This is a genomic window from Streptomyces sp. NPDC048018 (assembly GCF_043202995.1).
In the GTDB taxonomy this organism is placed as follows: domain Bacteria; phylum Actinomycetota; class Actinomycetes; order Streptomycetales; family Streptomycetaceae; genus Streptomyces.
In genome coordinates, this window is the sequence record NZ_JBIDBK010000003.1 from 277,121 (window position 1) to 290,140 (window position 13,020).

The 13,020-nt window shown below is 74.4% G+C and carries 10 protein-coding genes; 7 read left to right on the forward strand and 3 right to left on the reverse strand.

The features are described from left to right. The first annotated feature begins 369 nt into the window (after positions 1-369). The 4 genes from ACGF1Z_RS12580 (at position 370) to ACGF1Z_RS12595 (ending at position 5,943) form a co-directional block, all read left to right on the forward strand. Positions 370-1,797 carry a GH1 family beta-glucosidase gene (locus ACGF1Z_RS12580; RefSeq protein ID WP_393002918.1) on the forward strand — a complete coding sequence of 476 codons (1,428 nt, stop codon included), beginning with the start codon at positions 370-372 and terminating at the stop codon, positions 1,795-1,797. Positions 1,798-2,226: 429 nt separating this feature from the next. Beyond that, positions 2,227-4,221, forward strand: coding sequence for an ATP-binding protein (locus ACGF1Z_RS12585; RefSeq protein ID WP_393002920.1), 1,995 nt, complete (start codon positions 2,227-2,229; stop codon positions 4,219-4,221). 266 nt (positions 4,222-4,487) lie between these two features. Continuing rightward, entirely contained in the window at positions 4,488-5,678 is a 1,191-nt protein-coding gene (locus ACGF1Z_RS12590) for a cytochrome P450 (RefSeq protein ID WP_393002922.1), read from the forward strand. Positions 5,679-5,751: 73 nt separating this feature from the next. Continuing rightward, positions 5,752-5,943: a ferredoxin gene (locus ACGF1Z_RS12595; RefSeq protein ID WP_393002924.1), complete on the forward strand. Its 192-nt coding sequence runs from the start codon at positions 5,752-5,754 to the stop codon at positions 5,941-5,943. A gap of 553 nt (positions 5,944-6,496) precedes the next feature. Here ACGF1Z_RS12595 and ACGF1Z_RS12600 read toward each other — a convergent pair. Next, entirely contained in the window at positions 6,497-7,942 is a 1,446-nt protein-coding gene (locus ACGF1Z_RS12600) for a M48 family metalloprotease (protein WP_393002926.1), read from the reverse strand. Between the two features lie 240 nt (positions 7,943-8,182). Here ACGF1Z_RS12600 and ACGF1Z_RS12605 point away from each other — a divergent pair, with 240 nt between their 5' ends. Continuing rightward, the gene (locus tag ACGF1Z_RS12605; RefSeq protein ID WP_393002928.1) at positions 8,183-8,554 is read left to right on the forward strand and encodes a PadR family transcriptional regulator; all 372 of its coding nucleotides are present in this window, start codon (positions 8,183-8,185) and stop codon (positions 8,552-8,554) included. Then, on the forward strand, positions 8,551-9,123 hold the full coding sequence (locus ACGF1Z_RS12610) for an HAAS signaling domain-containing protein (RefSeq protein ID WP_393002930.1): 573 nt from the start codon (positions 8,551-8,553) through the stop codon (positions 9,121-9,123). Before ACGF1Z_RS12605 ends, ACGF1Z_RS12610 begins: the two co-directional genes overlap by 4 nt. Before the next feature lie 89 nt (positions 9,124-9,212). On the opposite strand, the gene ACGF1Z_RS12615 is transcribed toward ACGF1Z_RS12610, so the two are convergent. Beyond that, a complete protein-coding gene (locus tag ACGF1Z_RS12615; RefSeq protein WP_393002932.1) occupies positions 9,213-11,009 on the reverse strand; it encodes a S8 family serine peptidase in 1,797 nt (598 codons plus the stop codon). 432 nt (positions 11,010-11,441) lie between these two features. Between ACGF1Z_RS12615 and ACGF1Z_RS12620 the strand changes: the two genes are divergently transcribed. Beyond that, positions 11,442-11,804: a YrdB family protein gene (locus tag ACGF1Z_RS12620; RefSeq protein WP_393002934.1), complete on the forward strand. Its 363-nt coding sequence runs from the start codon at positions 11,442-11,444 to the stop codon at positions 11,802-11,804. Between the two features lie 242 nt (positions 11,805-12,046). Here ACGF1Z_RS12620 and ACGF1Z_RS12625 read toward each other — a convergent pair whose 3' ends face one another. Then, positions 12,047-12,985: a LysR family transcriptional regulator gene (locus ACGF1Z_RS12625; RefSeq protein ID WP_393002936.1), complete on the reverse strand. Its 939-nt coding sequence runs from the start codon at positions 12,983-12,985 to the stop codon at positions 12,047-12,049. Positions 12,986-13,020: the final 35 nt, after the last annotated feature.

Below are 13,020 nucleotides of genomic sequence, written 5' to 3' on the forward strand. Positions count from 1 at the left end.
CCCGGGGCTACGGGCTCCGGACCCTGGGGACCCGGGCTCGCACCTTCCGGCTCCGGGGTCCGGGATCCGGGCCCCACGGCTCGGATTTCGAGCTGCGGGCTCGCGCCTCCGGGCGGCAGGCTCGGCCTCGATCTCCGGGCTCGGACTCGGGGCCCCGGTTCAACGCCTCGGCTCGCCGGCTGCCGTGTCCGGTCTCCTTGGCCTGGCCCGGTTCCTGGGGCCTGACTCCGGGCTCCTGGGGCCTGGCTCTTGGCTCCTGGCTCCTGGCTCCCGAGGCCGATATCCACGTCCGACCGCCGACGGCCGATCTCCGTCCTCCCCCTCCGCACGTCCCTCGACGACGTCTCGACTCCAGGGAGTTCCCTCCTCATGACCGCGCTCGATCCACTCCCCGCACCCGACACCACGACCGCGCTCCGCTTCCCGGCCGGGTTCCGCTGGGGCACCGCCACGGCCGCCTACCAGATCGAGGGAGCCGCCCGCGAGCACGGCCGGACCCCCTCGATCTGGGACACCTTCAGCCGGCTGCCCGGCAAGGTCCGCAACGGCGACACCGGAGACATCGCCGCCGACCACTACCACCGCGTGAGCGAGGACATCGCGCTCATGCGGGAGCTCGGCGTGACCGACTACCGCTTCTCCGTCTCCTGGCCGCGGGTGCAGCCGACGGGCCGCGGGCCGGCGGTGCGCCGGGGGCTCGACTTCTACCGGCGGCTCGCGGACCAGCTGCGGGAGGCCGGGATCCGGCCGGTGGCGACCCTCTACCACTGGGACCTCCCGCAGGAGCTGGAGGACGCGGGCGGCTGGCCGCAGCGCGAGACGGCCCTGCGCTTCGCCGAGTACGCGGCCGTCACGGCCGAGGCGCTGGGCGACCGGGTGACGACGTGGACGACCCTCAACGAGCCGTGGTGCGCCGCCTTCCTCGGGTACGGCAGCGGTGTCCACGCACCGGGCCGTACGAGCGCGCTCGCGTCGCTGCGCGCCGCCCATCACTTCAACCTGGCGCACGGCCTGGCCACCGGCGCGCTCCGCGCGGCCCTGCCAGGAGACTCCGCCGAGGTGTCCCTCACCCTCAATCTCCACGCGGTACGGGCCCACACGGACGCGCCGGAGGACCTGGACGCGGTGCGCCGGATCGACGCGGTCGGCAACCGGGTGTTCCTCGACCCGGTCTTCCGCGGCGTCCTGCCGGAGGACCTGGTCCGGGACACCGCCTCGGTGACGGACTGGTCCTTCGTCCGGGACGGGGACCTGGAGACGGCGTCGGCGCCGATCGACTCGCTGGGCATCAACTACTACTCCCCCACCGTGGTCGCGGCAGGCACCTCCCCGGCCGACGGCCGGGCTCCGGAGCCGTCGCCCTGGGCGGGCGCCGAGCGGCACGTGCGCTTCCTGCCGGCGCCCGGACCGCGGACCGCGATGGACTGGCCGGTGGACGCCGACGGGCTGCACGAGCTGCTCGTCCGGTTGCGCGACGAGCTGCCCGGCGTACCGCTGATGATCACCGAGAACGGCGCGGCGTACGACGACTACGCCGACCCCGAGGGCCGGGTCCGTGACCCGGAGCGGGTCGCGTACCTGCGCTCGCACCTGGCAGCCGTGCACCGGGCCATCGAGGACGGCGCCGACGTCCGCGGCTATTTCCTCTGGTCGCTGCTCGACAACTTCGAGTGGGCGTACGGCTACAGCAAGCGCTTCGGCATCGTGCACGTCGACTTCGCGACCCAGCGCCGTACGTTCAAGGACAGCGCGCGCTGGTATGCCGAGGTCATCGCGCGGGGTGGGCTCGACTCGTAGGGCGTCCGGCCGGCGCCGGCGCCCTCTGGATCAGGCGTTCGGCGGTTCGCCGCGGCGGGTGATCCGGTGCGCAGGGGCGCCACCCTGTGCACCGGCCGCGCGTTGGGGTTGCCAAGACGCCGCGTGCAGTGACGGTTCTGCACGCTGGGCCTGCGGTTTTACGGTCACCTGACATGACCACTGAGGCGTGCGGCAGCCGCGACGGGAAGCAAGGGCTACATCGTGTGGGAGTACTCGATTGCGGGGACGTGGGCCGACGGCGCGGAGGCGGCTTCGGACGCCCGGGTACGGGACGCCGACGACCCGCCCGTAAGAGGAACGGCCGGCCCGTCGGTACGGGGAACGGACGGCCCGCCGGTGCACACTGCCGGCGGTCCGCCGGCGCATGGCGCGGGCGACCCGTCGGCGCGGGCCTCGGAGGGTCCGCCGGTGGACACCGCGGGCGGCCTGGTCGGCCGAGGGCGGGAGCTGGCGGAGTTGCGGGCGGCCCTCGGCACGCACCGCCTGGTGTGCGTGACGGGAGCGGCCGGGGTCGGCAAGAGCCGGCTCGCCGTGGCCGTCGCCACCTCCCCCGCCGAAGGCGCGGGGCAGGCGACCGTGCGGGTGCGGTGGCACGACGCCGTGCCCGTGGGGCCGCGTGCGCTGTCCGCGCGGGTCGCGCGCGCCCTCACGGCCGCCGCGGGTGCGCCGCCCGGTACGCACGGCACGGACGTCGCCGCGGCGGCGTGCGCCGTCGCCGGGACCGACGGGCTGCTGCTGGTCCTGGACGACATCGACCCCGTGCACACCGAGTGCGTGGGCCTGGTGCAACGCCTCCTGCCGGCGGTGCCCGGGCTGCGGGTCCTGGTGACCGCGCGCCGGCCGCTCGGGCTCGGCGACGAACGGGTGCTGCCGCTGGCACCGCTGGCGGTCGAGCCCCCGGCGGACGGAACGGGGCCGGCCGCGGCCGTCGCGCTCCTCCTGTCCGCGGCGGGCGGCGGGGCACCGGTCGCGGAGGCGGACCTGCCCGAGCTCACGCGTGTGTGCAGGCTCCTCGAAGGGGTGCCGCTGGCGATCGAGTTGGCCGCGGGGCAGCTGGGCGACCGGACGGTGCGGGACCTCGCCGCCCGGCTGGAGGTCGACCAGTGCTGGCTGGCGGGCCGGGGACCCGTACTCCGGCGGCACCGTTCGCTGCGTGCTGCTCTCGGCGCCGTTCACGCGCTGTGCGCGCCGGTGGTACGGCGGGTCTGGCAGCGCGCCGGTGCCTTCGCCGGCTCGTTCACCGAGGCCGCGGCGGTCTTCGTCTGCGCGGGAGCCGGGGTCGAGCCGGATCAGGTGCCGTCCTGCCTGGCCCTGCTGTGCGCGGTGGGAGTCCTGGAGGCGCTGGGCGAGCCGGGTGGGCTGCGCCTGCCCCGCTACCGCATGGCACGGGCCGCGCGCGACTTCGGCGCCGAACGCTGCGAGCAGGCCGGGGAGATGCCGTCCGCGCTGGCCCGCCACGCGGTCCACTACCGGGGTGTGGCGGCCGTCGCCGAGACGCTGTGGCACATGGGGCTCCAGCGCCAGGCGGCCCGGGTCGTCATGGACGAACACGACGACCTCATGGCCCTGGTGCACCGCGCGACGGCTCCCCGACCGCTCCCGGCATCCGCCTGCGCCCGGGCGACGGGGTCCGCCGAGGGCGGCGACGCCGCGGAGGCCGCGCTGGAGACCGTGCTCCACCTGTGGTTCTGGTGGGCGGCGTACGAGCGCGGCGCGGAGGGCAGCGCCCTGCTGCTGCGTCTGCTGCCGCTCCTCCCCGCCGACAGCCCACTCGTGCCGCGCAGCCGCTGGCTGGCGGCCTGGCTGACCGCCGCGCACGACCCGGCCACCGCCCGCCACCAGCTGGAACTCGCCTGGCCCGCGGCGGTCATGGCGGGGGACGACGCGCTCGTGGGCCGCATCGCGCATGTGCACGGCACCCTGGCGTGGCAGCGGCGCGACCTGGACGCGGCCGCCGCGTACTACCGGCAGGCGGCCGACTGCATCCCGGGGGCGGCTTCCGGCGGCCCGCCGCCGGGTGTCAGTCTCGCCGCGCTGGCGGTCGTCCAGTCTCACACCGCCCCCGACACGGCCGTGCGGACCGCGCACCACGCCCTGGCCCAGGAGGGCAATCGCGACGATCCGTGGGCGGCCGCCCTCGCCCACTACGCCTGCGCCTTCGCCGACCACCGCGCGGGCCGCGCCGGCCGCGCCTGGGTCCGGGCCCACCACGCCCTCACCCGGCTCGCCGCGCACCCGGAGGAGGCGCCCCAGCCCCGTACCGCCCTCCAGCGGCTCATCGACCACCTCGAACAGACCCACTTCGACGCCGGCCCGCCGACCAGGACCCCGCGGCCGTCGGTGCCCCCGCCGCGGTCCACGGCGAAGCCGCCGGCCGAGGAGACGACAGCGGCGCGGGGATGACAGCGGAGCCGGAGCGAGGCGCGGGCCGAAGCGCGCGGACGGGCGCGCGTCGGCGAACACGCGTCGTCCCAGGGCGCGTACGAAGGTGATGACGGGCGCACGCGCAGAGGCGGGCGCCGGTTGAGCGTGATCAGGCCGAATGGACCCACCCGTTCCGGCGGTTTGGCCGAACTACGCATAGACCAGATAGATGCCTGAGGCATGTAGTGGAGATGGCGTGCACGCCAGACCACCGGAACCGACGATCCGCCGTCTGCGAGGTCCGCATGACCGAAACCGTGGCGTTTCCCCAGAGCCGATCCTGTCCCTACCACCCGCCGACCGCCTACGACCCCCTGCGCGAGGACCGCCCGCTGGCGCGGGTGACCCTGTGGGACGGGCGGGAGGTGTGGTTCGTGACCGGCCATCAGGCCGCCCGCGCGCTGCTCTCGGACCAGCGGCTGTCCACCGACTCCACGCGTGCGGACTTCCCGCTCCCGACCGAGCGCGCCGCCGCCGTACGGCGGCGCCGTCGTGCCGCGCTGCTCGGGTGGGACGACCCGGAGCACAACGTGCAGCGCCGCATGCTGATCCCGAGCTTCTCGCTCAAGCGCACCGAGGGCCTGCGGCCGCGCATCCAGGCGACCGTGGACCGGCTCCTCGACGCGGTCGAGGCGGCGGGGCCGCCGGCCGAGCTGGTGCGCGCGTTCGCGCTGCCGGTGCCCTCGATCGTGATCTGCGACCTCCTCGGCGTGCCGTACGAGGACCACGACTTCTTCGAGGAGCAGTCCCGGCGGCTGCTGCGCGGCCCCACGGCCGAGGACACCGAGGACGCCCTGGCCCGGTTGGAGGGCTACCTCGGCGATCTCATCGACCTCAAGCGGCGGAAGCCCGGGGAGGGCGTCCTCGACGACCTCGTCGCCCGCGGACTCCAGGAAGGCGGGCCCGATCGCGAGGAGTTGGTGCAGCTGGCGTCCATCCTGCTGATCGCCGGGCACGAGACCACGGCCAACATGATCTCCCTCGGCACCTACACCCTGCTGCGCCACCCCGAGCGTCTGGCGGAGCTGCGGGCCGATCCCGCGCTGGTGCCCGCGGCCGTGGAGGAGCTGCTGCGGTTCCTGTCGATCGCCGACGGCATGCTGCGGGTGGCCCGCGAGGACGTGGCGGTGGGCGACACGGTGATCCGCGCGGGCGAGGGCGTGGTGTTCTCCACGTCCGTCATCAACCGCGACGGCGCCGTCTACCCCGAGCCGGACTCCCTGGACTGGGCGCGATCGGCGCGGCACCACGTGGCGTTCGGCTTCGGCATCCACCAGTGCCTGGGGCAGAACCTGGCCCGCGCGGAGCTGGAGATCGCGCTCGGGACCCTGCTGCGCAGGCTGCCCGGGCTGCGGCTCGCCGCGCCCGCCGAGGAGATCCCCTTCAAACCGGGCGACACGATCCAGGGGATGCTCGAACTGCCCGTCGCGTGGTGAGTCACGTGTCGTCGACGCCTCGGCGCCTCCGCCGAGACCTTCCGAGGTGACCTCCCACGAAAGGAAACGGCCGATGCACATCTCCATCGACACCGGCGTCTGTATCGGCGCCGGACAGTGCGCCCTGGTCTCCCCCGCCGTCTTCACCCAGGACGACGACGGATTCAGCACCCTGGTCCCGGGCCACGAGGACGGCGCCGGCAGTCCCCTGGTCCGGGAGGCCGTCCGCGCCTGCCCCGTACAGGCCATCTCGCTCCGGGAGTAGCCGTGGACCATCGGGGGCGTGTCCGAGACGCCGCCCGGGGCGGGGCTCGGCCTGCCGCAGGTTGCGGGCGCGCTGAGTTCCGGCATGACCGAGCGGGCCGCGCAGAGGGCGGTCGCCACGCCCGCGGACGTGCGGGAGATGCGGGTCAGCCAGGGCGGTGGAGCGTTCACCGCCGCGTACGAAGGTCCTGGGCTGCTCGCGTGCGGCGACGTCGCCGACCGTGAGGACCGCGCCGCCCACGACCGGCCCGGTCTCGCGGCGCTGGTCCTGCGCCGGTGCGCCGGCCGACGGAACCGTCCGCCGTACCGGTGGTCATCGGCGACGTCGACGTGTGCGGCTACCCGCAGGCCGACGGCCGGGCGCGCTGACGGGCCGCCCGCTCCCGTCGGTGACGGTGCCCCGTGCGGCGTCACCGGCCCCCTGCCTGGCGCAGGTACGGCCGCCGGCGGTGTGAGCGCGGCCCCAGCGTCGGCGATGGGCCGGGGTCCGTAAGGGCAGAGTCCCCGGCGCACCGCGGCGATGTCGGGGCGCGGCGGGCCGTGCGGGTCCGGCCTCAGGCGATGTGCCCGTCGCGTATCACCCCACGGGCCACCTTCCTGGCCGCGTCCTCCAACTCGGCGTCCACGGCAGCGGCGCGCGCCGCGTCCAGGACGACGCCGGGCGGGACGCGTTCGCCCCGGGTCACGTGGCGGCGTCGCAGATGGGTGGGCGGGTGGGTGGCGTCGACACTGTGGCCCCGCAGTTCGGCGACCCGGCGGAGGCGCTCGTACTCCCGCTCCGGTACGGCGGCGACCTGGACCGCGAGGCGTTCCCAGAGTCCCTCGGCCGGGTCCTCGCGGCGGGCGGTCCGGCCGATCCGGGTGCGGGCGGCGACGCTCTCGCGCTGGAGCACGGCCTCGGCGCTGCCGGCGACGAGGAGCCGGTCCATCAGGCCGGCCGCGGCGTCCACCCCGGCCGCGCGGGCGGCGGAGGTGTCCGCGAGGTACTCGGCTCGCTGAGAGGCGCGCAGGGTCGCCTGGTCGAGCAGCAGGGTCATGCCGTGGACGGCGAGTCGCGGGAGGGCCGTGAGCAGGTTGGCGAACTGGTCCATGATCGTCTCCCCGGAGTTCGGGGCGAGCATGTACCGCCAGGTGTCGAGGGACCGCAGCGCGCTGCCGACGAGGACGCCGTGGCGGGTGTCGCCGTGGGCGTAATGGCCGAACTCGTGGCCCAGCAGGGCGACCCGCTCCTGACGGTCCAGGACGGACCACAGACCGAGGCCGAGGGTGAGCGCACGGCGCTGCCGGAGGCCGTAGGTCCACACGGAGGCGTTCGCGTCCGCGTCGACGAGCACGACGTCGACGCCCCGGGTTCCGACCGCTCCGGCGACCTCGTCGAGGAGCGCGAACAGCTGCGGAGCGTCGGTCCGTTCGAGCACGGGAGCGTCGTCCCGGCCCGTGGCGAGGCTGCCGAACCGGGGACGCAGCGTGACGGCGAGGGCCAGGCACAGGGCGCCCACCGCGGGCTGGAAGCCCTCGCCCCAGCGTCCGATGAGCAGCCAGAGGCCCAGCACCGCGAGGACGACGGTGCTCCCGTGCACGAGCACGGCGAGGACGGCCGCGAGCAGGCCGGCGGCTCCTGACGTACCGGCGCCGGCGGCCGGAGCGGAGGTCGGAGCGGAGGTCGGGCGCGGGTTCATGGGCTCGGCCGGGGCCGGGACCGGAGCGGACTCGCGCCCGAGGTCGGCGAAGAGCTGCTCGCCGTACCGGTGCGCCAGGGTCCGCCGCAGACGGTCTGTTCGACCGCCCGTGTCCTCGTGCGCGTCGCTTCCCGGGTCGACGTTCCAGCCGCACCCGGCGCACCACACGACGAACCGGCGGTCGCCGGGTATCCGCTCGCCGCATGCGGGACAGTCCTGCTGCCCCACCTCGTCCGCCCCCGTCGTCCGCAGCGCCGGTCCCGGAGCCTCGCCGGCTCCGTTCGCGCCCGACCCGGCGACATCTTCGGCCGTCTCCGCCATCCCCGCCCCTCCCTCCGTGCGTGTGTCGCAGTGGGCACCCTAGATGCCCGAACGCCCGTGTGACCAGGGAGTTTCACGATGCGGCCGGCCAACCGTCGAGGTGGACCGATCTCGCGGACGTCGCTCCGGGCACAGGGCGCACAGCGCAGGAGAGCGGGGCCCGGGTCGTGGGTCGCGCCAGAGGACGCGTCGGCCGGCTCCACTTGCTGGCCGCCACCTCGCACCGCTATCTTGCATTGCATGGTTCCTGGTGAAGCAATGAACGAGGCAGGGGGCAGGGTCCCCAGCCAGCTCCGCAAAGGCGTTCTGGAGCACTGCGTTCTGGCGCTGCTCAGGGACAGGCCGCGGTACGGCGTGGAGCTGCTCGCCGAGCTGTCGGCGGTCAGCGTGATGACGACCAGTCAGGGGACGATCTATCCCCTGCTGTCCCGGCTGCGCCGGGAAGGGCTTGTCGACACCGAGCTCCGCGAGTCCCCGAGCGGGCCGCCGCGCCGCTACTACACGCTCACCGCCGTCGGCCGGGCGGCACTGGCCGAGTTCACCCGGGCGTGGCCGCTGTTCCGGGACGCCGTCGACCACTTTCTCAACGATCCGCAGGGGGAACACGCATGAACACCATCGACCACCCGCTCGTGGCCGAGTACCTCGACGCCGTGGCGCGCGAGACGGCCGAACTGCCGGTGGAGCGCCGGGCCGAACTCCTGGCCGACCTGCGCGAGCACATCGAGGTCAGTGGCGCCGGGGACGACCAGCGGCTCCGCGAGGTCCTGGCCGAGCTCGGCGAACCCCGCACGGTGGCCGCCTCCGCGCTCGCCGAGGAGCCTCAGGCCGGGCGGCCGCCCGTGCCCCTGACCCCGACGGCGCCCGAGCGCCCGACGCGCGCCCGCCTGACCGTGGGACTGCTCGCCGTGGCGGGTCTGCTGGTCCTGTTCAACGCGTTCGCCGGCGGGGTGGCCCTGATCGCGGGCCTCGCGCTGCTGTGGACCTCCCCGCACTGGGACAACCGCCACAAGGTCATCGGTACGGTCACCGCCGCCGCCGTCCCTCTGCTCCTGCTCTTCGCCGCCGTGCTGCTGGCCGCGACGCGCCTCGGCCCGGTCGAGCTCCTCGTCGTCCTGGGCGTCTCCGTCGCCGTCCCGGCCTTCGGCGCGATCACCCTGCTCCGCGCGCTGCGCCGCTGACCCCCGCCGTCGCGAGGAGGAGAAGGCCCCGTATGCGCCGAGCCCCCGGGGGCTCGGTGCATACGGGGCCTGTCGGCGTGGCCGGCCGCCTAGAAGGTGAGGTTCCAGGCGTCGATCCGGCCCGTGTCCTGGGACGCGACGTCCTGGACGCGGAGCTTCCACGTGCCGTTGGCGACCTCGGAGGAGGCGTTGACCGTGTACGTCTTGACGACGTCGTCGGCGCTGTCGCTGTTCGCGAAGTCCTCCAGCGGGTACACGGTGCCGTCCGGAGCGACGAGGGAGAGCACCAGGTCGCCGCGGTAGGTGTGCTTGATGTCGACGCCGACCTTGAGGGTGGCCGGGGCGTTGCCCGTGACGCCGGAGACCGCGATGGGGCTCTCGACGGTGGCGTTGTCGACGACGGCGACGTCGGTGAGGTTCTCGAAGTACCGTCCGGTGGGCGGCGGGGTCGTGCCGCTGACGGCCTTCAGGGCGTCGACCTGCCCCTCGCCGAAGAAGCCGTTCTTCGTCGCGGTGCCCGTGCAACGGCTGTCGGACGGGCAGGCCTTGTCCGTCGCCTGGGTACCGAGCGCCGCCCGGATGTCGGCCGGGGTGTAGGCCGGGTTGGCGCTCGCGATGAGCGCGGCGACGCCGGTGACGTGCGGCGAGGCCATCGACGTACCGCTCATCGAGCCGTACTTGCCGCCCGGGAGCGTGGAGTAGACGCCGGTGGCACCGTCGCCGCCGGGCGCGGTGACGTCGATGACGCCGTTGCCGAAGTTGGAGTACGAGGCCTTCGCGCCACCGCTGGCCTGCGCCGAGACCGTCACGACGCCCGGCAGCTCGGTCGGGATGTCGATGCAGGCGTTGGTGATGGTACGGGTGGTGGGCGTCGAGTCGTTGGGGCTCTCGGAGTCGGTCGTCTTGTTCGCCAGGTCGTAGTTCGAGTTCCCGGCGGCGGCGACCTGCAGGGAGCCCTTCGACTCGGCGTACGCCTGGGCGCGGCGGACGCCCTCGATGATGGCGGCCTGGTCGATGTTGTCCGGGCAGTTGAACTGCCACGGGTCGGTGTAGTAGCTGTTGTTGGTGACCTTGAAGCCGTGGTCACCCGCCCACATGAAGCCGCAGACGGTGTTCTCCGCGAAGAACAGGCTGCTGGTGGGCTCGGCGATGCGCACGGAGGAGATCTTCACTCCTGGGGCGACGCCGATGACGCCCTTGCCGTTCTTGGCGGCGGCGATCGTGCCGGCGACGTGCGTGCCGTGGCTGCCGACGTCGCGCCAGGCGCCGGCGCGGGTGTCGGCCTTGCCGTAGGCGCAGGAGACGGAGTCGGCGGCGTTGAAGTTCGGGGCGATGTCCTGGTGCTGGTCGTCGACGCCGGTGTCCAGGACGCCGACCTTGACCGCGGCCGAGCCGGTGGTGACGGCCCAGGCCTGGTCGGCCTTGATCTGGGTCATGTCCCAGCGGTTGGACTCGGTCAGCGTCGTGGTCGACTGCGACGGGTTCGCCGGCAGCGCCGGGTTGTACGCGTCGGCGGGGACGTCGGAGGTGCGGGTCGCGCCGACCTGCTGGACGCCGGCGACACCGCGCATGGTGGCGGCGAAGGAGGCGGAGGTCGAGTGCGCGACGACGACGCCGATGGCGTCGTAGGAGGCGAAGACCGTGCCGCCGTTCGAGGCGACGGCGTTACGGACGGCGGTGGTGTCACCGGGCATCGTGATCACCAGGTACGCACGCGTACCGGCGGCCCAGGCGCCGGCGAGGGCGGGCGCGGTGCGGGCCGACGGGGCGGCGGGGGCCGCCTGGACCGGGGCCTTGGCCCGCGACAGGTCGCGCGCCTGGGGCTCGACCGTGGCCTGGGCGGGAGCGGCGATGGCGACGGTGGCGCCGACGACGGCGGCAGCCACGACCGGGAGTCTCAGCCGACTCGATATGTGGGAAAACAATGCGTCCTCCGATGGCCCGGAGGTGCTGGTGGCACCGGCCGGGCCCTGTGTTGTGTGGGGTGGACGCAAGATCCCAGGCGGCCAGGACCGGAGGAAAGGATTCTGCCCGCCATATCCCTTTCCGTTACCCATTGTTGATCTGACGGCACGCCACGTCGGGGACGAAGGAGTGCAGTTACGACATTCCGCGGCGGTATGGCCTGGTCAGGCCGTCGGGGGCGGGCCGGAGGAAAGCGGGGCGGGGATGGCGGGTGGGGGTGTGGGCCGGAGGGCGAGCGGGCGGGCGGGCGAAGCCGGATGGCGGGCGTGCCTCGGGGGCGACGGCGGCGCGGGCCGGTGGAGCGCCGTCGCAGGGCACTTCAGGGCGTGACCCCCATGACACAGAATGCCCCCATGAGACTTCCCGCTCCCCTTCACGTGGTCAACGAGGGGCTCGCGTTCCTCCTGGAACTGGCGGCACTCGCGGCACTCGCCTGGTGGGGCTGGCAGAGCGTCGAGAACATCGCGCTCCGTCTCATTCTGGCCGTCGTGGCCCCCGCGGCGGCCGCCGCCCTCTGGGGCCTCTTCGCCGCTCCGAAGGCACGGATACGCGTTCCGCTCGCGGGCGTCCTCGCCGTGAAGGCGCTGGTCTTCGGCGCCGCCGTGGCGGCCCTCCACGCCGTGGGCGTGCATGCCGGGGCCGTCGCGTTCGGCCTCGTGGCGGTCGTCAACACGGCGTTGGCGACGATGGACCGGCGAGCGGCCGTGCACCGCTGACTCGACGCCTCGGACACCCCCGCCGGCCCGGACGCCGCGACGCCCTGCCCCGCCGCCGTCGGGACGATGACCACCGCCCTGTCGCGGAGCTCCGCCACCGCGCGGCCATGTTCGAGCTGATCCGCGCCGCGTGGCCGGGCCGGGAGGACGGTCTTGCTGGGGATGCCGCCGCTCTTGTCGCCTCCGGTGCCGAAGGAGATCTTTTCAGATCGAGAACCCTGCGCGGCCTCCCGTACCCGTCCTCACGCCCATCCCCGAGCCCACTCGGGCGCCCAGACGGCAGCCGCAGGGCGATTTGCGGCCCCGGCGGCCAGGTGGGTGCGGAGGGCCGCGAGCGCGGGGTGGGGGTTGTCCCGGCGCCACAGGAGGGCGTGCGGGTACATGGGCACCGGGCCGGCGACCGGGATGCGGCGCAGGTCGTGGCCGGTGGGCCAGACCAGACGGGTCTGCGCGCCGACGAGGGTCGCGAGGGACGGCGTGTCGGCGATGACGTCCAGGAGCGCGTCGACGCCGAAATTGGGACCCGTGGACTCGATGGTCAGACCGAACGCGGCGGCCAGGTCCTCGTAGTACGCGGCCCACTCGGTGCCCGGCACGATTCCCGGGATCCAGATCCGGTGCCCCACGAGCCGCTCCGGGGTCAGCGAGGCGGCGCCCGCCAGGGCGTGTGCGGGGCCGGTCAGGAGGTCGTGCGGCTCGTCGTGAACGCGCTCCGCGAGGATGCCCTCGGGCAGGGGGTGGCCGGGAGCCGGGGCGGCGCGGAAGGAGGCGTCGATCGTGCCGGCCAGGAGGGCGGCATGTGCCTCCGCGACATCGAAGAGGTGCACGACGTCGAGCTCGGTGTCCGGGTGCGCCCGGTGGAAGTCACGCAGGAGCGCGGACGGGGCGAGCCGTGAGCCGATCACGTCGACGCGCAGGGCGCGCCGGCCGGGGCGGACGGAGGCGACGGCGCGGTCCGCCGCGGCCAGGAGCGCACGGGCGTGCGGCAGGAACGCCTGCCCGTCGAGGGTGAGCCGGGCCCCGCGCGGGGTGCGGGTGAAAAGGCGCACGCCGAGGTCCTTCTCCAGGGACGCGATGCGCTTGGAGACGGCCTGCTGGGTGATCGACAGGTCGACGGCGGCCAGGTGGAAACTTCCCGCGTCGGCGGTGGCGACGACGGTGCGCACGGCGTCGAGATCCATACGGGCCACTCTAGGGACACAACCACAGGTTGTGG

What these genes read in the sequence shown, in the direction of transcription:
- ACGF1Z_RS12600 (WP_393002926.1), bottom strand. Translation starts at nt 7,942, where the DNA reads ATGGCGGAGACGGCCGAAGATGTCGCCGGGTCGGGCGCGAACGGAGCC.
- ACGF1Z_RS12610 (WP_393002930.1), top strand. Translation starts at nt 8,551, where the DNA reads ATGAACACCATCGACCACCCGCTCGTGGCCGAGTACCTCGACGCCGTG.
- ACGF1Z_RS12595 (WP_393002924.1), top strand. Translation starts at nt 5,752, where the DNA reads ATGCACATCTCCATCGACACCGGCGTCTGTATCGGCGCCGGACAGTGC.
- ACGF1Z_RS12625 (WP_393002936.1), bottom strand. Translation starts at nt 12,985, where the DNA reads ATGGATCTCGACGCCGTGCGCACCGTCGTCGCCACCGCCGACGCGGGA.
- ACGF1Z_RS12590 (WP_393002922.1), top strand. Translation starts at nt 4,488, where the DNA reads ATGACCGAAACCGTGGCGTTTCCCCAGAGCCGATCCTGTCCCTACCAC.
- ACGF1Z_RS12605 (WP_393002928.1), top strand. Translation starts at nt 8,183, where the DNA reads ATGGTTCCTGGTGAAGCAATGAACGAGGCAGGGGGCAGGGTCCCCAGC.
- ACGF1Z_RS12580 (WP_393002918.1), top strand. Translation starts at nt 370, where the DNA reads ATGACCGCGCTCGATCCACTCCCCGCACCCGACACCACGACCGCGCTC.
- ACGF1Z_RS12620 (WP_393002934.1), top strand. Translation starts at nt 11,442, where the DNA reads ATGAGACTTCCCGCTCCCCTTCACGTGGTCAACGAGGGGCTCGCGTTC.